The 19,920-nt window shown below is 30.9% G+C and carries 20 protein-coding genes; 8 read left to right on the top strand and 12 right to left on the bottom strand.

The annotated features are described in order from the left end of the window. Nucleotides 1–54: 54 nt before the first annotated feature. From KO494_RS13395 to KO494_RS13355, 9 genes are all read right to left on the bottom strand, one after another. Entirely contained in the window at nucleotides 55–630 is a 576-nt protein-coding gene (locus tag KO494_RS13395) for a DJ-1/PfpI family protein (RefSeq protein WP_215968122.1), read from the bottom strand. Between the two features lie 171 nt (nucleotides 631–801). Continuing rightward, complete coding sequence (locus KO494_RS13390) at nucleotides 802–1,899, bottom strand: polysaccharide lyase family 7 protein (protein WP_215968121.1); 1,098 nt, start codon at nucleotides 1,897–1,899, stop codon at nucleotides 802–804. A 159-nt stretch (nucleotides 1,900–2,058) separates the two neighbouring features. After that, nucleotides 2,059–3,066, bottom strand: a complete 1,008-nt coding sequence (locus tag KO494_RS13385) for an NAD-dependent epimerase/dehydratase family protein (protein ID WP_215968120.1) — start codon at nucleotides 3,064–3,066, stop codon at nucleotides 2,059–2,061. A gap of 59 nt (nucleotides 3,067–3,125) precedes the next feature. Then, the gene (locus KO494_RS13380) at nucleotides 3,126–3,695 is read right to left on the bottom strand and encodes a Crp/Fnr family transcriptional regulator (RefSeq protein ID WP_215968119.1); all 570 of its coding nucleotides are present in this window, start codon (nucleotides 3,693–3,695) and stop codon (nucleotides 3,126–3,128) included. Nucleotides 3,696–3,868: 173 nt separating this feature from the next. Then, a complete protein-coding gene (locus tag KO494_RS13375; RefSeq protein ID WP_215968118.1) occupies nucleotides 3,869–4,126 on the bottom strand; it encodes a hypothetical protein in 258 nt (85 codons plus the stop codon). Nucleotides 4,127–4,174: 48 nt separating this feature from the next. Beyond that, nucleotides 4,175–4,483 carry a co-chaperone YbbN gene (locus KO494_RS13370; protein WP_215968117.1) on the bottom strand — a complete coding sequence of 103 codons (309 nt, stop codon included), beginning with the start codon at nucleotides 4,481–4,483 and terminating at the stop codon, nucleotides 4,175–4,177. Between the two features lie 15 nt (nucleotides 4,484–4,498). Then, a complete protein-coding gene (locus KO494_RS13365) occupies nucleotides 4,499–5,137 on the bottom strand; it encodes a peroxiredoxin (RefSeq protein ID WP_215968116.1) in 639 nt (212 codons plus the stop codon). 148 nt (nucleotides 5,138–5,285) lie between these two features. Further along, the gene (gene nhaC, locus KO494_RS13360; protein ID WP_215968115.1) at nucleotides 5,286–6,752 is read right to left on the bottom strand and encodes a Na+/H+ antiporter NhaC; all 1,467 of its coding nucleotides are present in this window, start codon (nucleotides 6,750–6,752) and stop codon (nucleotides 5,286–5,288) included. 112 nt (nucleotides 6,753–6,864) lie between these two features. Then, nucleotides 6,865–8,067 carry an aminotransferase class I/II-fold pyridoxal phosphate-dependent enzyme gene (locus KO494_RS13355; RefSeq protein ID WP_215968114.1) on the bottom strand — a complete coding sequence of 401 codons (1,203 nt, stop codon included), beginning with the start codon at nucleotides 8,065–8,067 and terminating at the stop codon, nucleotides 6,865–6,867. A 165-nt stretch (nucleotides 8,068–8,232) separates the two neighbouring features. On the opposite strand from KO494_RS13355, the gene KO494_RS13350 reads away from it, so the two are divergent. From KO494_RS13350 to KO494_RS13320, 7 genes are all read left to right on the top strand, one after another. Next, nucleotides 8,233–8,691, top strand: coding sequence for an Lrp/AsnC family transcriptional regulator (locus KO494_RS13350; RefSeq protein WP_215968113.1), 459 nt, complete (start codon nucleotides 8,233–8,235; stop codon nucleotides 8,689–8,691). 110 nt (nucleotides 8,692–8,801) lie between these two features. After that, nucleotides 8,802–10,397 carry a S41 family peptidase gene (locus KO494_RS13345; protein WP_215968112.1) on the top strand — a complete coding sequence of 532 codons (1,596 nt, stop codon included), beginning with the start codon at nucleotides 8,802–8,804 and terminating at the stop codon, nucleotides 10,395–10,397. A gap of 276 nt (nucleotides 10,398–10,673) precedes the next feature. Beyond that, nucleotides 10,674–11,084 (top strand): CPBP family intramembrane glutamic endopeptidase, encoded by a 411-nt coding sequence (locus KO494_RS13340; RefSeq protein ID WP_252730397.1) that lies wholly within the window; start codon nucleotides 10,674–10,676, stop codon nucleotides 11,082–11,084. 49 nt (nucleotides 11,085–11,133) lie between these two features. Beyond that, nucleotides 11,134–11,904: a LuxR C-terminal-related transcriptional regulator gene (locus tag KO494_RS13335; RefSeq protein WP_215968110.1), complete on the top strand. Its 771-nt coding sequence runs from the start codon at nucleotides 11,134–11,136 to the stop codon at nucleotides 11,902–11,904. A 289-nt stretch (nucleotides 11,905–12,193) separates the two neighbouring features. Further along, nucleotides 12,194–13,594: a dihydrolipoyl dehydrogenase gene (gene lpdA, locus KO494_RS13330; protein ID WP_215968109.1), complete on the top strand. Its 1,401-nt coding sequence runs from the start codon at nucleotides 12,194–12,196 to the stop codon at nucleotides 13,592–13,594. A gap of 178 nt (nucleotides 13,595–13,772) precedes the next feature. After that, the gene (locus KO494_RS13325) at nucleotides 13,773–14,783 is read left to right on the top strand and encodes a WG repeat-containing protein (RefSeq protein WP_215968108.1); all 1,011 of its coding nucleotides are present in this window, start codon (nucleotides 13,773–13,775) and stop codon (nucleotides 14,781–14,783) included. Between the two features lie 28 nt (nucleotides 14,784–14,811). Further along, complete coding sequence (locus KO494_RS13320; RefSeq protein WP_215968107.1) at nucleotides 14,812–15,417, top strand: hypothetical protein; 606 nt, start codon at nucleotides 14,812–14,814, stop codon at nucleotides 15,415–15,417. A gap of 124 nt (nucleotides 15,418–15,541) precedes the next feature. Here the strand turns inward: KO494_RS13320 and KO494_RS13315 are convergent, their stop codons facing one another. From KO494_RS13315 to KO494_RS13305, 3 genes are all read right to left on the bottom strand, one after another. Continuing rightward, nucleotides 15,542–16,132 (bottom strand): hypothetical protein, encoded by a 591-nt coding sequence (locus KO494_RS13315; RefSeq protein ID WP_215968106.1) that lies wholly within the window; start codon nucleotides 16,130–16,132, stop codon nucleotides 15,542–15,544. 114 nt (nucleotides 16,133–16,246) lie between these two features. Continuing rightward, on the bottom strand, nucleotides 16,247–17,605 hold the full coding sequence (locus tag KO494_RS13310) for a DEAD/DEAH box helicase (RefSeq protein ID WP_215968105.1): 1,359 nt from the start codon (nucleotides 17,603–17,605) through the stop codon (nucleotides 16,247–16,249). Between the two features lie 40 nt (nucleotides 17,606–17,645). After that, on the bottom strand, nucleotides 17,646–18,536 hold the full coding sequence (locus KO494_RS13305; protein WP_215968104.1) for an aldose 1-epimerase family protein: 891 nt from the start codon (nucleotides 18,534–18,536) through the stop codon (nucleotides 17,646–17,648). Between the two features lie 80 nt (nucleotides 18,537–18,616). Here KO494_RS13305 and pabB point away from each other — a divergent pair, with 80 nt between their 5' ends. After that, nucleotides 18,617–19,909 carry an aminodeoxychorismate synthase component I gene (gene pabB / locus KO494_RS13300; protein WP_215968103.1) on the top strand — a complete coding sequence of 431 codons (1,293 nt, stop codon included), beginning with the start codon at nucleotides 18,617–18,619 and terminating at the stop codon, nucleotides 19,907–19,909. Nucleotides 19,910–19,920 lie beyond the last annotated feature (11 nt).

The following is a 19,920-nucleotide window of genomic DNA, read 5'->3' as shown; positions in this document are numbered from 1 at the left end:
AAGGCAGCTAAAAAGAGAAACTAAAATATGTTGATACAGTAGTTAAAAGGTGTATTAAATTGTAATTGTTGCTCCCATAATTTTTAAGAATTCTCTAATAAAACTTGGGTGTGCTGGCCAGGCAGGAGAGGTAACCAGGTTACCATCTACAAATACACCATCTGCAGGAATATCTTGAAATTCACCGCCTGCTAATGTTACTTCTGGACCAACAGCAGGATATGCAGTAAGTTTTCTTCCTTTAACAACATCTGCAGCAGTTAGTATTTGAATTCCGTGACAAATAGCAGCTACAGGCTTATTTGCTTCAAAAAAGTATTTTACTATTTCAATGATTTTTTTGTTTAATCTTAAATATTCTGGCGCTCTTCCTCCAGCAATTACTAAACCATCATAATCTGCAACTTCAACTTGGTCAAAACTGTAGTTTAATACAAAATTATGTCCTGGTTTTTCGGTATAAGTTTGGTCTCCTTCAAAATCGTGGATTGCGGTTTTAATGCTGTCTCCTTTCTTTTTATCAGGACAAACGGTATGCACTTGATAGCCTACCATTTCAAGCATTTGAAACGGAACCATAGTTTCATAATCTTCTGTAAAATCTCCTGTTAAGAATAGTACTTTTTTCATGGTGTTTTGTATTTGTTAATTGTGTTGTTTGTGTAGTTCAATTTTGATTTTAAAACACTTACTGTGTTGTTGAACGAAGATAGGAGAAAAATCTTATAATTTCAAGTGCTTATTTAAACAAAAAACCACCATGTAAAAGCATGGTGGTTTTTTTATAAATTAACTGTATTATTAATCGTTTTTAGTAAAATATTCTTCATTAGATACAGCAGCTTCACTTACAGATATGCTTGCAGTTTTAAACCAAACTTCGGCGTAGTTACCATCTGCATATTGTTTTTGTACATCACCATCATGTGTTTCTGCACCAGAACACCAGTTTTTATTTACTTCTGGAGATTTGCCGTTGGTTTGGTTGTAAGCACCAAGTTTAAAGAAACATCCTTCACCAGTATAAGCTTCTTTACGTTCTACACCATCTTGACCAATGGGTACAAATAGTTTTTGTGTTTGTTCTGGTATGTCTGCTTTTGTTGTAAATTCAGATTCAATAAGGTTTTTGGTAAAGGTTTTGGTTTCATGACCTTCACTGGTAAAGGTTAGGTGCATGACACCATCTTTAACTTCTACTTCATAGCTAAACTCTTCACCTAAAGCAATACCATCTTTAGGTTCTTCTGGATAGGTGTTTGCTTCTGTACCAACTACAGAAAAATCATTTCCCCAAACAGCAGAAGAGTAATCCCATCTTTTTGAGTTATCATCTCCTGCTGTATTGATTTCATAATGCCAAAATACAGATCCTTTGGTGTGCCCAGGAAACTTTTTATAAAATATTTTTAGAGGTTCGTTTTCAAAGGCATCTGCACTGTGAATTTGCCCTACAACCACTGCGTGTGTTGCTGCTACACGAGCATCACCTGTTGCAGAAACTTGCATTACTTTTAAGGTTGCCGTTAGCTTATCATTAGCTGTTTTTGGATACCATTTTTTTATTTGTGCTAGTTCTGTTCTGGTATTGTTTGAGGTTCCGTGTGTATCTCCTCCATTAGGAGCTTTAAAAACAACCCAGTTTGTATTGTCTTCGTTTACGGTGTAAAAATAATCTTTGTTTTCAAAATTATTTGCAATTCCTGCGTTAGAGCCATCTCCTAAAATTAGTTTCCAATCGTCAAAAAACGGAATCACATCACTTGCGTATACTGTTTTTTCTGTTGTTACTTCTTTTGTTGTTTCGGTTGGTTTGGTTTCTTTTTTACAGCTATTTAGTGTTGTAAAAATACTTAGTAGCACACATGTTGTCAGTGCTGTAATAGGTTGTTTAGTCATTATTAGTTAGTTTTTGTTTAATAATAGTTAAAGCATTAGAAGGAATTATTGTAGAAATACAATAGTAATGCTTGAACTAAGTTAGAAAAATAATTGGTTAACCAATTATTTTTAACAAAAAAAAACCTTATTGAAGCAAAGTTAAATTACTGTTTATTGCTATTGTTGTGTTTTCCAATCGTTTTTTAAATAGCTAAGTGCATCCTGTAAGGCTTGTTTTGATGGTTTAGGATTATAACCTAATTCGTCAATTGATTTACTAATATTATAGTCCTGTTTTAATCCGTAAAACATATCTAGATAGTGACGTTGCATTAAGGGTTCTTTTCCGGTTAGCTTACTACTATATTCCATTAAAGAAGCAACAGCATATAATAGGTATTTAGGTACTTTTTTTGGGGTTTTTAGTTTTAGTTCAGGATATAAATCTGCTGCTATTTTTACACTTTCTTGTAATGTGGTATGTGTTGGATTAGAGAGAATATAACGCGCTCTATTTTTACCTTTTAACATGGCTTGGTAGGTTCCAAATGCAACATCTTTTACATCGACCCAATTTAAAGTAACATGGGTATCTACAGGGATTTTACCTTTTAAAATTTGATACACCAAATTGTTAGAATAGCTAAGCTTGTGTGCATAGCTACCAATCATTGCAGATGGCAGAATTAAAACGGTTCTTATATTGTGTTTTTCACCTAATTTTAAAGCTAATTTATCTGAATCATTTTTAGAATTATAATACCAGTTTCTTCGGTCTTTATTGTACCCATTATCTACATTAGCTGGTAAGGATGTAAAATCTAAAGAAGCAACAGAACTTACATATACTATATTTTTAATACCACATGCATTTGCTGTTTCAAACAGGTTTTGTGTGCCTTTTAGGTTATTATCATAAATTTCTACTTTTGGATTTTTTGCCCACATACTAAAGTTAGCAGCTACTGCATAAAGATGTGTAACATTTTTAAATGCTTTTTTTAGGGATGCTTTATCTAAAAGATCTGCTTGCATAACCTCGCAATCTAATCCTTTAAATGGAGTTCTGTTATGTATATCTCTAACGGTTGTTCTTACTTTTAAATTTTTAGAAAGTAATAAACGTATTAAATTGTTTCCTAAATGTCCATTTCCACCTGTTACTAATGCAATTTCTTTACTCATGTTTTTGTTTTTGTTGGTGTAAAGGTATACAGTAATAGAGGGTTTAAAAATAACATTTGTTAGAAAGCAATTTGTTTTCTAATACGACTTAAAGATTGTGGTTCTATGCCTAAAAAGGAAGCAATATTATCTATAGACACGTTTAAAGCTAGATTAGGGTGTTGTTTAATAAATTTTAAATACCGCTCTTTTGCAGTTAAAACTTGAAAATCTTTAACGCGTTCTAGTTTGCAGCTAAGATGCTCGTTAGTAACCGTTTTTATAAAGTTACTCCAAAAGGTAGATTGTGCTTGTAGTAAATCAAAATCTGGTTTTGCTATTTTTAGCAACTTACAGTTAGTAATCGTTTCGTAGTAGTCAAGCGCTGCAGTTTCGCTCATAAAACTATCTAAAGAGGTAAAGAAATCGTGTGCTGCTACTAAATGTTGCACAACTATTTTTCCGTTTATATTTTCATATCCTTTTACAATACCTTCACTTAAAAAATAAATATAGCGTTCTGTTTTTCCAGCTTCTAAAAGTAGGGTTTGTGCAGGTACATTTTCGGTAATAAAATAGTTTTCAGCCAAACCAATATCTTCATTAGTTAAGGTAAATCGAGATTGAATATAGTTTAGTAGATTTTTCATAATAGCGCATTAACAGTTCTAGAGTATGTATATGATAGAATACGGTTTAAAGTATTGTAATCGAGTAAAACGAAGATAGTAGAAAGATTTACAAGCACAAATTTTCATTTAAATAAAAAAACCACCTTGCTTACGCAAAGTGGTTTAACTACTAATTTTCCTTTTTCGTTTTTCTATTTATCAATAGAACCTAAAACACGCTTCATAAAGGTATTTGCTGCATCTTTTTTAGAGGCACCTTCTTTAATCATTTTATTTACTTCAATAGCACCATACATATTAGAGATTAATTCTCCAATAACATCTAGTTCTTCATCTTTTAATGAGGAAACTTCGGTTAAGGCTTCTAAGGTTTCAATGGTTTCAACAATATAGTCTTCATCATTGTCTTCAATAAATTGTGTTAGGTGTTTTATTACTGGTAATTTCATAAATAGTTTAGTTTTTTATTTCTGCAAATACAGAAATGTGTTTTCATATTATGCTACTTCGTTTACTAATTCTTTTAAAACATCAAATTTGTTCGTCTGTGTTTGATTTACAAATTTTCCGTCTTTAAAAGTGGCAAACGTTGGTAAATTATCTACTGTAGCTAATTTTCTTGATTCCGGAAATTTTTCCGCGTCAGCGATAACAAACGTAATATCTTCTAACTCACCAGCTAATTTTTTAACCTTTGGTTTCATTATACGACAGTTACCACACCAAGTTGCAGAGTATTGTACTACAACGGTTTTGTTAGTAGTAATAATTTCATTTAAGTTATCTTGACTTAATTCTTGAACCATGATATTTGCTTTTTTTTAGTGAGTGGCTAAATATGCTGCTGTTGCTTTGGCGTCAGCAGACATTGCGTCTTTTCCTTCTTCCCAGTTTGCAGGACAAACTTCTCCTTTTTCTTGAACGTGTGTTAAAGCATCGATAATACGTAAAAACTCATTTACGTTTCTACCAATAGGCATGTTGTTTACACCTTCGTGTTGTACAATTCCATCTTCATCAATTACGTAAGTAGCTCTATAAGTTACATTGTCACCTTCTACAGTTACTACTCCTGTTTCTTCGTTATATTTTTCATTAGTGATATCTAAAATACCTAAAGTAGAAGCAAGATTACGGTTTGAATCTGCTAAAATTGGGTAAGTAACACCTTCAATACCTCCATTGTCTTTTGGTGTGTTTAACCATGCGAAGTGTACTTCTGGAGTATCACAAGAAGCACCAATAACAATAGTGTTTCTTTTTTCAAATTCTGCTTTGGCTGCTTCAAAAGCATGTAATTCTGTTGGGCAAACAAAAGTAAAATCTTTTGGGTACCAGAATAATAACACTTTTTTTTTGTTGTTTTTTGCTTCTTCAAGAACGTTCACTTTAAAAGTGTCTCCCATTTCGTTCATTGCGTCTACATTTAAATCTGGAAATTGTTTTCCTACTATAGCCATTTGTTTTAAATTTTTTATAATTAATACTTTGTTTTTTCAGTAGACAAATATACAGTTGAAGCATAAAAAAACAAGCCTAATAAAATTTTAAAATCTTATTAGGCTATAAATTTTTATTATAGTAAAATGTAAATGTGATAATTTACAATTATTTAGATTTAAGTTGTCTTATTTTAATGTTAAGTGCTGCAAAAAATAAGGTTGTAAATGGACTTAGCCAGTTAAATATGGCATAGAAAAAATACTCTCCAACTCCAACACCTAGAACACTAGATTGGTAAGCTCCACAAGTATTCCATGGGATAAGAACAGAGGTTACTGTACCTGAGTCTTCTAAAGTTCTACTTAAGTTTTCTGGAGCTAGACCTTTATCTTCATAAGCTTTTTTAAACATTTTTCCCGGAATAACAATGGCTAAATATTGGTCTGATGCTATGGCATTTAATCCTAAACAGCTAATTACTGTACTGGCAAATAAACCAAATACAGAGTTTGCTAGTTTTAAAAGTTCTTTTGTTATTCTTGATAAAGCACCAATGGCATCCATAATACCACCAAATATCATGGCACAACAAATTAAGTAGATGGTCCATAGCATACCTTGCATTCCGCCAGCACTAAACAAATCGTTTAGTTTTTCATTATCTGTAGCAATTTGGGTGTCTGTGAAAACGGAATTAATTACAGCTGTAAAATTAGAATCTGATAATGCGTTAAGCACCTCTGTTTGAAAAATAAACGCAAAAACTGCAGCAAGTAAAACACCAGAAGTTAATGCTATTAAAGGTTTCGTTTTTAACAATATTAAAACAATTACAGCTACAGGAACAAGAAATAATAAAGGAGTAATATTAAAAGTGGTTTTTATACTGTTTAATAAGCCGCTAATATCTGCACTTCCTGTTGTTTCTATATTAGCACTCATAATAGAGAATGCAATCAAGGTAATAATAAGCGTAGGTACTGTTGTTATGGTCATATATCTAATGTGGGTAAACAAATCTGTTCCAGCCATAGCAGGAGCAAGGTTTGTGGTATCACTTAGAGGAGACATTTTATCGCCAAAATATGCGCCAGAAATTACTGCACCAGCAATCATTCCAGGGTGAATCCCTAATGCAGAGCCTATACCAATAAGTGCAATGCCAACGGTTGCAGAGGTGGTCCAGGAACTACCTGTTGCAATAGAGATTATAGCACAAATAATTACCGAAGCAGGTAAAAATATGGCAGGACTTAAAACTTGTAAGCCATAATACACCATGGCAGGAATTACACCGCTAATTAGCCACGTTCCTGCTAATGCACCAACAAGAAAAAGAATCATAATAGGAACAAAGACACTTTTAAGGTTTTCTTTAATTTCTTTAACCATTACTAAAGGAGAAACTTTATTGTATAAACCATCAATAAAAGCAACAAAACCACCAACTAATAATATAATTTGGTTAGAGTATTCTCCAAACATTTCGCCATCAGCAAAAAAGATATTATAAGCCAATAAGCTCATTAGTATTACAACAGGAATAAGTGCTTCCCAAATATTAAGCTCTTTATTATCTATTATTTTTTGGTCTTGAATATCAATTTCTGAAAGATTATCGTCTTTGTGCATGTATATTGTTGGTTTAAGAAGTGTAATGTTACGATTTTAGTATAAAGTATGCAAATGCAAAAAAGGTTTGAAGCAATTCAAACCTTTTTCTTTTCTTAAAAATAAAATTGTATTATTTTAGAATATGTAATGCTAACATGCATGTTTTTATGTTATTAAATGTACGTTCTATATCGGCATCTAATCCTATAGAAAAACGAATTAAGCCATCACTTAAGCCCATTTCTTTTTGTTCGTTTTCTGGTATTTCTGAAGAAGTAGAACTACCTGGAGCAGAGAATAGTGTTTTATAAAAGCCTAAACTTACCGCTAAGTAACCAAGGTTTTTTTCTTGCATCATTTCCATTAATGCATTGGCTTTATCTAAAGAGCCAACATCTATGGTAAGCATGCCCCCAAATCCGTATTTGTCATTCATCATAGACTTAAATAATTCGTGTGAAGGATGTGAAGCTAAACCAGGATACACTGTTTTAAGCCCTAAATTTTCAAACTTTTCCGCTAAGTAGCTAGCGTTTAAACTATGCTGCTGCATTCTTATATGTAAAGTTCTTAAGTTTTTTAAAATAGAAGCAGCTCTTAGGCTATCCATAGTGGAGCCTAATAACATACATGCGCCATCGTTTACGTTTCGTAAATCGTTTATAAATTCTTGTGTGCCACAAACAACGCCTCCAACGGTATCACTAGAACCGTTAATAAATTTGGTTAAACTGTGTATTACCACATCTGCACCTAACTCTGCAGGAGAAATAGATAATGGTGAAAACGTATTATCAACAACTAATTTAAGGTTGTGTTTTTTTGCTAGCTTGGCTAAGCCTGCAATATCTGCAACTTCTAATAAAGGGTTACTCACAGATTCACAGTATATTATTTTAGTATTTGCTGTAATTGCAGCTTCAACTACATCTAATTTTGTGATATCTACAAAAGTAGTTGCAACGTTAAAACGTGGTGTAAAGTTTTTTAAGAAAGCGTAAGTACCTCCATAAATAGTTCTGCTTGAAACAATATGATCTCCAGAACCACAAAGTTGCATAATTACAGGAGTAATTGCTCCCATTCCTGAAGCAGTAACGTTGGCAGTTTCTGTACCTTCCATAGCAGCAAGTGCTTCGCCTAAATATAAATTAGAAGGTGTTGAGTGTCTGGAGTATAAGTAGCAACCATCTGCATTACCCTCAAAGGTGTCAAACATGGTTTTTGCCGATAAAAATGTATAGGTAGAAGAGTCTGAAATAGAAGGATTAACACCTCCAAATTCCCCGAAATATTGTAAATCTTGTATGTTATTTGCTGGTTTAAAAGTCATAATTAAAAAACGATTTAGTTTATATGCTTGTAAAATTCATTATTATTAGATTAATAATCAATAGATGTGATTTTATTTAGATTTTAAATCTATAAATAGTTATTTTTACAGTTTTAAAACAATAAAGGATAGAGTTATTTCTGTTTTTACTGAAAATTTTTCAATATGACTTTTGATGCCATAGACCAAAAACTAATGCAACTTTTACAACAAGATAGCAAACAAACCAATAAAGAACTATCTAATAAGCTTCATCTTTCTGTAACAGCGGTTTATGAAAGAATTAAAAAGCTGGAAAATCAAGGCGTTATAAATAAGTACGTGGCTTTGGTTAATAAAGAAAAAGTAAATAAATCTTTTGTAGCTTTTTGCCACGTAAAGCTAATACAGCATTCACAAGAGTATGTAATAAAGTTTGAAAAGGAAGTCACCAGTTTACAAGAAGTTTTAGAGTGTTATCATATTAGTGGCGACTACGATTACCTTTTAAAAGTATTGGTGAAAGATATGGAAGCTTTTAGGGAGTTTATGGTAAATAGATTAACTAAAATTAATCATATTGGTAGTACACATAGTATGTTTGTTATAAATGAAGTAAAACATACTACAGCAATAAAGGTGTAAAATTAAAACCTAAAGATTACAGTGTTTTATAAAATTATCAAAAAGAAAAGGAGCTAAAATTAAAATTGCACTATATTTAAAAACAGAATAAAAAAACCTATCTTATTTTAATGAAAATTTTTTCCTTTCTTATATTAATTACAATACTTATAACTTCTTGTTCTAGTGCAGAAAAATTTAATCAACAAATACAATCATTACATAGTGTAGCATCTTTACATAAAGACGTAGATAAAGCATATATACAACTTAAAAAGCAGCATCCTAATCTTAATTTATACATTAGTAAAGAACGCTTAGATTATAAATTTGATAGCCTTAAAAAAAGTATAGATAAGCCACTTACAAGTTATCAATTTTATGCTAAAATTTATCCGGTTATAGGCACTGTAAAACAAGGTCATATAGGTGTTTATGCACCAAAAAAACATTTTACAAGAAAGGAGTATAAGGCCTATACAAAAAAAGAATTTACGTTTAACGATTTAGATTTTGATTATTTAGAAAATAAACTTTTGGTAATCAATACAAGATCTAAAGACTCTTTTCTTGTTGGAAGTGAGGTTGTTAAAATAGAAGAGGAACCTATTGCAGAAGTAATAAATAAATACAAAAACTTAATAACTTCAGATGGCTATAATACCACTTTGTATGATAGGGTTTTAGGAAATAGATTTGCTTCTTATTACAATAGCGATAAATATTTTATAGATAGCTTACAGGTTACTTTTAAAAAAGAAGACTCTATATTTAATAGAAAGTTTAAGTATAGAGAAAAAGATAAAAAAAAGAAAGATACTATAACAAACGATACTTTAAATAAGCCAGTAAAAGTTAAACTAACGAAGGCAGAACGTAAGGAAAACAAACAAAAAGCAAAATTAAAACGAAAACATAACCAAATATATGGTTATAACAAATCTAGAAAAGAATATACTAGAAATATAACCTTTATAGGCAAAGACAGCGCTGTTGCTTACATGAAAATAAGAGGGTTTATGGGCGGAAAATATAAAACCTTTTACAAGGAAGTTTTTAAAAAAATAGATTCTTCAAAAACAGAAAATTTAATCATTGATATAAGAAATAATGGAGGCGGAAGTCTTGCTGAAATTGCAGAGTTATATTCGTATTTAGCAGAAAAACCATTTCAGTTTTTAGAACCAGCAGAAGTAAATAGTAGAATTCCTTACTTAAAGGCATTTATGTCTAATACATCATCTACAGGGTTTAAAATTTTTCTTGGTGTATTTTCGCCAATTATTGCTACACATAATTTGATTAAAACCAAAAAAGAAGATGGTAAGTTGTACTACACATTTAAACAAATAAAAGAAGCAGAACCAAAAAGTACTGGTTTTAAAGGTGACGTTTATGTATTAATTAATGGGCATTCTTTTTCTGCGTCTTCTATATTATCTAACCAATTACAAGCAAATAAAAGGGCTGTTTTTGTTGGCGAAGAAACAGGAGGTGCATACAACTCTACAGTAGCAGGTATATTTAAAATATATGAGTTGCCAGAAACCAAATTAAAAATGCGAATAGGTTTAATGCAGATTGAAACACCTTTTAAACAAGAACCAGCGGGTTATGGTGTAAAGCCAGATTACAAAATTTTGCCAACTATTCAAGATAGAAAACAGAACAAGGATCCAGAATTAAGTTTTATTTTACAAACTATAGCAAACAAAAACAAGCAATAGTTTTTTTTAAGCTAATATTTCTAATTGTTTTCTATAGCAGTAATTTTTGTATATTTAATTATGCTAGCTAATCTCTATAGATACATAGAATTCTTTATCCTGTTTATAATCCTTCCTGTAAGTTTTATATTTAATTATTCTTTTATAATAAAGCTAACATTAGGCTTGCTTGGTTTTGTATACGTGGTTTATTTTTTACTTAAAGTAGAAAAAAACACATTTAAAATAAGCCAAAACCTAAACTGGCAGCGTTTTTGGAAAATGACCTTATTAAAAATGTTACTTATCGCATTTTTAACCATACTTTTTGTGTGGTTTACAAGCAAGGACAGTCTTTTTAGTGTGGTGTTACATAAACCACTTTTGTGGTTGGTAATTTTATTTGCTTACAGCATTTTTTCTGTATATCCGCAAGAACTTATATATAGAACTTTTTATTTTCAACGATATAAAAATTTATTTTACAATACCAATTGGCTAATGCTGGTAAACGCTATTGTTTTTGCTATGGCACATTTGTTTTTTAAAAATGGGTTGGTAATTGTATTAACTTTTCTGGGTGGTTTGTTATTTGCATTTACCTATAGCAAGTCTAGGTCAACCATTTTAGTAACTATTGAGCATGCTATTTATGGTTGCTGGTTATTTACTGTTGGTATGGGAGAAATGTTAGGTTTTCCTACGTAAAAATAATTTCATAAATTGCTGCTTGTCGTTTATTATTATAAACTATTTTATGAAATACTCTCAAATAAAACAACTTTATAAATCTATTTTTGAATCTTATGATTGTCCATCTTTAGAGACACATATTAAAAAAATTATAGATTTAGATTTTTATCTTCCGTATAGTTCTACCTTCTTTTGTATTACAAATACACAAGATCTTACTTTTGAGTATATAAGTAAGAATTTTAATGCCTGTATAGGGTTAGATGCTAGTGAGTTAAAGGCAAAAGGAATGCGTTATTTTTGGAGTAGAATACATCCAGATGATATAGATATATGGTTAAGTGCTTTAAATAGTTTAATGGAATTCACTATTACTGGTATAGAGTCTGAAAATAGACAAAAAGCAAATTATACCTGGAACTACAGGTTTAAAAATGCCAAAGGAGAATATGTAAATATTATTCAAAATACAACACCATTAGCTTTCAATTCAGAAATGAAACCTATTATAGGTTTAGCACATTACACTGTTTTAGATCCTAATATAAAAATGCAAATAACAGCTTCAGCTAAATTACTAAACCCTAATAATGAATATGAAACCATCTATTTTAATAACCATTCGCAAAAATTATTAGAAGGCGGATTAAGTAATAGAGAGCGTGATGTTGTAAGGTTGTTGGTTTTAAATAAGACCAGTAAAGATATTTCAGATAAATTAAATATTAGCTCACATACTGTAGATACACATAGAAGAAATATTCTTAAAAAATTAAATATTTCATCTACAGGAGAATTAATAGGAATGTTAAAAACAAATAAAAATTTAATTTAAAAGATTTTTTACAAATTACTCAAATTGAGTATTGTGTGTGTTTTATAAAACCTAGTAATTTGTAGAGCTATTAATCAGTTACATATAAGCCTGTTCTGTTTCAAAAAGTAACCAGTTTTGAAATATTTTGAATAGGCTTTTTTTTTCTTCATAATTTAAAGTATTCTTTCAAATTTCATTAATTGTAATTCGCAATTCATAAATCAATGTTGTACTTTTGTTTTAAATTTTAACGCTTTGTCTGCCTTAGGTTGGTAAAGCATCTTTTTTAATTAAGAAAAATAAAAATATGAATTCATACGATGTAGCAATAATAGGTTCAGGACCTGGAGGATATGTAGCAGCAATACGTTGCGCGCAATTAGGCATGAAAACTGCTATTATTGAAAAATATTCTACACTAGGAGGAACCTGTTTAAATGTTGGTTGTATACCTAGTAAAGCCCTTTTAGACTCTTCACATCATTACGAAGACGCTGTTAAACATTTTGAAGAACATGGTATTGATATTCCTGGTGATATTAAAGTAAATTTAGAGCAGATGATTGCTAGAAAGCAGTCTGTTGTAGATCAAACCACTGGAGGAATTGATTATTTAATGAAAAAAAATAACATTGATGTGTATCAAGGTTTAGGAAGCTTTAAAGACGCAACTCATATTTTAATTTCAGGAGAAGAAACTACAGAAATTGAAGCAAAAAACACCATTATTGCTACAGGATCTAAACCGTCTACCTTACCATTTATTAAATTAGATAAAGAACGCGTAATCACTTCTACCGAAGCTTTAAAACTTAAAGAAATTCCTAAACACTTAATTGTTATTGGAGGAGGAGTTATAGGTTTAGAACTTGGTCAAGTATATAAAAGACTTGGTGCAGAAGTTTCTGTTGTAGAATATATGGATAGAATTTTACCAACAATGGATGCTGGAGTTTCTAAAGAATTAAATAAAGTTTTAAAGAAACAGAAATTTAAAATTAATACCTCTCACAAAGTAAAATCTGTAGAGCGAGTTGGTGATGAAGTTATTGTAAAGGCAGATAATAAAAAAGGAGAAGAAGTAAGCTTTACAGGAGATTATGTTTTAGTTTCTGTTGGTCGTCACGCATATACTGAAGGCTTAAATTTAGAAGCTGCAGGAGTAAAAGTAACCGAAAGAGGTAAGGTTGAAGTAAATGAGCATCTACAAACTAGCACATCTAATATTTATGCTATTGGAGATGTTATTAAAGGAGCAATGCTTGCACATAAATCTGAAGAAGAAGGTGTTTTTGTTGCAGAAACTTTAGCAGGACAAAAACCACATATAGATTATAATCTAATTCCTGGTATTGTTTATACTTGGCCAGAAGTTGCTTCTGTTGGTAAAACCGAAGAACAATTAAAAGAAGCTGGTGTGGCTTATAAAACAGGGCAATTTCCTATGCGTGCTTTAGGTAGAAGTAGAGCAAGTATGGATTTAGACGGATTTGTAAAAATTCTTGCAGATAAAACTACAGACGAAATATTAGGAGTACACATGGTTGGTGCTCGTGCAGCAGATATGATAGCAGAAGCAGTTGTAGCTATGGAGTATAGAGCATCTGCAGAAGATGTTTCGCGTATGTCTCATGCACACCCAACATTTACAGAAGCTATAAAAGAAGCAGCACTTGCTGCAACAGGAGATAGAGCATTACATGTATAAATATGCTATTCTTTTTTTTAGAAAAAACAAAGAGTAAAAAAAGCGAACCATTTGGTTCGCTTTTTTTATTCATGCTAATCTTACTTTTTATCAGAATTAAAAGAAGAAAATACTCAAATTAAGTATTAGAATTTTTTATAAAAAAGTTTAATTTGCTATCCCAAATTAAATTTTATAAATGAAAAAGCTATTTAAAATCAGTCTGTTGCTCTTGTTTTATTTCTTGTTTTCTAGTGTAGCAACTGCTCAAAGTGAAGTGTCAGATAAGCAAATTATAAAGTACCTAAAGGCTAAAAAACTAGAATGGATAGCTGGAGAAAACAATTTAGCTAAAGTCTACATGAAGTCTACTAAAAAATGGGGAGTTTATGAAATTAATGCCTATAACGATTTTGAAGAAGTTGCAATACATTTTGAGGAAATAGTACCCGCAAAATTTGATTCTATAGGTTGGTTTAAAAACATGCAACCTTTTACAATTGTTAAGAATAAGAAAAAGTATGGTATTCTTATAAATCCTTATGAGATTCATGATGCTTCAGAAAAAGTACAATGCAAATACGATGCTATTACAATTAAAGAAGCAGATGAGCGCTATTATGCACTTGTAAAAGAAGAAAATCTTTGGGGATTGGTAGATTGGTTTGAAGGTATCTATTTGGTAGATCCTTCGTTTGAAAATCCAGAAGATGTTCCGTTACTATGGGTAGAATCTTGGGCAATAGACACCTTTAAAGCGTCTAAGAAAAAATTAAAAGCAGATATTTTAACTTTTGATGCAGGCAATGGTGATGGTGTATTTAAAGCCCGAATTAAAAAAACTAAAAAATGGGGAATGTATCAGTCTTTAGATTCAGAAAAATTAACAACGCTTGTTCCTGCAAATTATGATAGCATTGCATTTTTTCCATTTAATGGTAAGTATACAGCAGTATATAAAAATGAAAAAGTAGGTTTTTATTTGTCTTATTGGAGTTATGGCGAAAAAGCTAAACAAAGCGTTCCTTGTATATATGAAGATTATAAAAGATATGAAGCAGCGGGTATCCCAAAGTTAGCGGTTAAAAAAAATGAAAAATGGGGATGGGTAGATTGGTTAACAGGTGAAGAAAAATCTGAATTTAAATATGATAAACCAAATGATCTTCCATATCCATACTATAAGCAAGAAACTTGGATAGAAGAGTAATAAATAGTTACTTGCAGTGATAATTAACATGAATCTTCAACCCTTAAAAATACCATCTGGATGGACTGTAGAGTGGAATTTACTTACAGAAACAGATCCTACTTTAGAAACTATTCATGAATTTACAGGTAGTTCATTATTGCTAATAAACTCTTCAATAAGATTAAAAGCTATAGCTGTTTCTTGGAGGCCAGAAGGCGATATACATGGCGCTTACCAATTACAGGTTATTTGTTTACTTCCAAAGTTTAATGAAAAAACCAATATAATGGAGTATGAAGGTTTGTGGGAAATACCAGAATTAGCATTTAACACTAAAAGTCGTTTAGAGTTAGTAGAAAAAATAAACCAATTACTTTTTACTTTAAAACCTTATAAAGATACTCGTATATTATTAAAACCAGGTGTTGTAGATAAAGATAATGAAGCCCTTAGGCAAAAATTACTTACAGGTGTAACAACTAATGTGGTACGTAAAATTATAGAATCTAAGCATAAAGTGCTTCAAGATTTACTTTTAAATCACAAAGATGTTTCTAAAACTATTATTGAAAAGCTGCTGCTATCTGGAGCAAGTAAAGGTGTTAAAAATAAAGCACAACAATTATTAAATAGTAAACGCTTTAAAACATAAAAAGGCATAATGGGTATTATAAATGGCTTGGTATAGAACTAAGCAAAGCTTTATAAGCAAATCCTTTTAAAGGGTTACATATTTCTTAAAATAGGGAAATAGCTATTTGCAGTGTGCTTTTTAATTACAATTCTCGTATTAAGTCTCTTATACGTAGTCGTTTATTGTAATTGTATTCATTAACATCTCTTACAAAACAGTATTCGCTAATAGTTTCAGAATTTACTTTTTCGGTAAGTTCTTCAACAGTAAAAGGCCCAAATTCTTCAGATTTTTCTATATAATAAAACTCGTGTACAGCAATTATGTTGTTTGCTTTTTCTTTGTATTTGTTATGCAAAAATTGTTGCACATCTTCAAAAGTATTTAATTCTTTACAATGGCTGTTTTCGTTAATAAATACAGCACAATCATCTGTTTTTAATCGGTTAAGAACTAAGATGTCATCATCTTTAAAATATGCTTTTACTGTGGTTTTTCCGTCTTCGGTTTCAATTAAAAAAGTGTTTTTTGTTGCAATACACCAAGATGTTTCTGTTGTAATTTCGTTTTCAGAAATATGAAGCGTGTTTTCGTCTTTAAACACATAAACTGCTTTTTTGTTATTGATGCCATTTACTAAAACCCAATTCTGATTTAAAAAAAGGCTTTTATAATGCGTGTCGTGATGAAACGGTTTTAAATTAGGAAGTAAGTTAAAAATAGCAGTAGACATCGTTAGTTTGTTTAGAGTACTTCAATAAATCTAACGAAAAAAATAATTGTTTATTCTGAAATAGAGTATTTTTCGATGAGTTACATATATTTTAAGAAGATTGAACTTTGAGCGCTACTTCCTCTTATTGCGTTTGTTATAATTTTTATCGCCTCGTGTTTTTGGCTTTTTATATTTGGCAGCAATTTTAAACTTGTAGGAACCTCCTAAATTTTCTTTAGAATTTTTTGCCGACTTTTCATGAAAAGCTGGTCCTGGAGCATCCTCGTCTTTTAAACGTTTATGCGGATTGTTACGTTCTTTTATTTGTGGTCTTTCTTCTTCTATTAACTCATCAGAAATTTGTACTTCGTCAGGAATAGTAAGTAACGGAATTTCCATTTGCATTAAGCTTTCAATATTTTGTAAAGCCTCTTGTTCTTTTTCGGTAGAGAATATAATAGATTGTCCTTCACGTTCTGCACGACCTGTTCTACCAATTCTGTGCATGTAATTCTCTGCAAAATCTGGTGTGTCAAAATTAATAACATGACTTACGTTATCAATATCTAAACCACGAGCCATAACATCTGTAGCTACTAAAATTCTATTTGCACCTTCTCTAAATTGCTCAATACTACGCAATCTGTAGTTTTGTGTTTTGTTAGAATGTATTACACAGAGTTCTTCATGAAACTCTTGGTCTAAGGCTTCAAATAGCCTGTCAGCCATTTTTTTGTATGCTACAAAAATTAAAACTTTATTATACGTTTCTGTGTCTTGTAGCAAATGCTTTAACAAGTTCAGTTTGGTATAAAAATTAGGAACCGTATATTTTGTTTGCGCAATATTATCTAAAGGAGTACCAGAAACAGCAATAGATACGCGTTCTGGAGTAATAAAGAAATCATTAATTAATTCGCTTACATCCTGTGTCATGGTTGCAGAAAACATGATGTTCTGTCTTTTTTCTGGCAGAATATCAAATATATTAATTAGCTGATGTCTAAAACCAAGGTCTAGCATGACATCTACTTCATCAATCACAAGTTTTTGAATAGATTTTAATTGTAAAACTCTAGTTAAAGCCAAATCATACATTCTTCCAGGAGTAGCAACCAAAATATCAATACCTTGAGCAATAGCTTGCTTTTGGGTGTTAATATTTGTTCCTCCGTAAACACCTAAAACACGATTGTTTATGTATTTGCTAAGTTTTTCAATCTCATCAACCACTTGTACTACAAGCTCTCTTGTTGGCACTAAAATTAAAACTCTAGGATTTTCTTGTTTTGAAAATTTTAGGTTTCTTAAAATTGGTAGCATGTAAGCAAAAGTCTTACCTGTTCCTGTTTGTGCAATACCAACCATATCTTTTCCGCTAGCAACCACATTAAATGCTTCAGCTTGAATAGGAGTTGGTGTAGTAAACCCTAAATCGTCTAAAGCGTTATATAAAGGTGTATTTAAATTAAGGTCTTGAAAAGTACTCATGGTTTTGTTATAAGCTGCAAAGCTACTACTTATATATTAATTACACTAAATGCGCCTTATGTATTTCTATACTATAGCTTGCTTTAAAATCACTGTTTGGCGCTAATTTTATAATCCCTTCTTTATTGGTAATGTCTTGGTTGGTAGTTTCTACATCTGCATAACCAATCCAGGGTTCTATGCAAACATAGTTAGCATTTGGTTTTGCCCAAACACCTAAATGCGAAAAATTGGTGTGTGTAACCGTTATTATTGCTCCTTTTGTTTTACTGGTTAGCGTAACTTTTCTAGACTTTAAATCTTTAAAAATCAATGCGTCTTTATTAAATAAATTGTAGTTTAATTCAATTTTATCTGGAGTGTTAAATACAGGTTCCGTTTTATCTGTTAGCAAACCGTTAGCTGTATTTAGCAAATAGGTTTCAGCAGTTTCTTGCTGTTCAAAAACTAATGAATAGTCGGTGTATTTTTCATCTGTATACACAGGACATTTAAAAGCAGGATGGCCACCAAGGCTAAAATACATTGGTTTTTTATCAAGATTTATAATTTCATGACTAACAATTAAAAAATTATTTTCTAGCGTATAGCTTATTTGGTAACTGCATTTAAAAGGATATATTTTTAATAACTCTTTGTTGTACGTAAGCTTAAAAGTTACACTGTTTTTGGTTTTTTTTACTAACTCAACATCTTGATTATGTCTAATAAAACCATGTTTAGGCATGTTGTACGTTTTATTTTCAAAAATATAAGTATTGTTTTTTAAAGCTCCTATTACAGGAAAAAGGTTAGGAGCAAAGCTTCCCCAAATAGATGGATCTGCATGCCACATAAATTGTGTGTTGTTTTTTACCGAAGAAATTTCGCAAAGTTCTGCACCAATTTTTTTTACTGCAATTTTAACTAATTCATTGGATATCTGATACATCTAAAATAAGGATTTAATCTAATAGGCAAAAGATATTATTTTTTAACTATTCTCATTAACTTTACGCGTAATTTTTTTCATTGAGAACAACATCTACACATATACCAAAATCTATTCAAGCTTTTAAAAATCAATTATTGATTTGGAGCCAGCAGTTTCATGAAGTGGTTTGGTTAGACTCTAACAAGCATAAATCTAAATACACGAGTTATGATGCTGTTTTAGCTGTAGATGCTTTTACAGGTATACAAACCGATTATACCAATGGTTTTGCAAAGCTAAAAGAATACCAAAGCATTACCAACGATTGGATTTTTGGTTACCTCTCTTATGATCTTAAAAACGATGTAGAACAGTTAAAATCTAATAATTTTGATGGTTTAGGGTTTCCTGATTTGTGTTTTTTTCAACCTAAAAAACTTTTTTTAATAAAAGGAAAAACAGTTAAAATTAAATACTTAAAAGCTGTTGATGATGAGTTAGAACAAGATTTAAAAGCAATTGGTTATTGTAAGGAGGAACAACCAAACAATCTGCCAAATGATATCAAGATTAAATTAAGAATTCATAAAGACGAATATTTTAGTAAGCTAGACAAAATGCTTGCACATATTCATAGAGGTGATATTTACGAAGCTAATTTTTGTCAAGAATTTTATGCTGAAGATGCAGAGATTAATCCATTAGATACTTACAAGAAGCTAAACACAATTTCACAAGCACCTTTTACCTCTTTTATAAAACTAAACAATAAATATGTGTTGTCTGCTTCGCCAGAACGTTATATACAAAAAAAAGAGACTAAAATTGTTTCGCAACCCATAAAAGGAACTGCAAAACGAAGTGCCAATCACCATGAAGATCAAGCCTTAAAATACCAGCTAAAACATGATGATAAAGAGCGAAGCGAAAACATTATGATTGTAGATTTAGTAAGAAATGACTTGTCTAAAACAGCTAAAAAAGGAAGTGTAAAAGTAAAAGAGTTGTGTAAAATATATTCCTTTGAGCAAGTGCATCAAATGATTTCTACAGTAGTTTCTAAAGTTAAAAAAACAACACATCCAGTAGATATTATACAAACCACGTTCCCTATGGGAAGCATGACAGGAGCACCTAAAGTTTCGGCAATGCAAATTATTGAAGATTTAGAAGAAACCAAACGAGGTGTGTATTCTGGAGCTATTGGTTACTTTTCGCCAAAAGGAAATTTTGATTTTAATGTGGTTATACGCAGTATTTTATACAATGCAACTAATAAATATGTTTCGTATTCTGTTGGTGGTGCAATAACAGCAAAAAGCAAACCTTTAAATGAATATGAAGAATGTTTGGTAAAAGCCAAGGCAATGCGTGAGGTTCTTGAAAATTAGTTTGCCGTACT

Source organism: Lacinutrix sp. C3R15 (genome assembly GCF_018860825.1).
Taxonomy (GTDB): Bacteria; Bacteroidota; Bacteroidia; order Flavobacteriales; family Flavobacteriaceae; genus Oceanihabitans.
The sequence above is the reverse complement of the archived record's forward strand: the minus strand, read 5'-3'. Positions and strand labels throughout refer to the sequence as shown.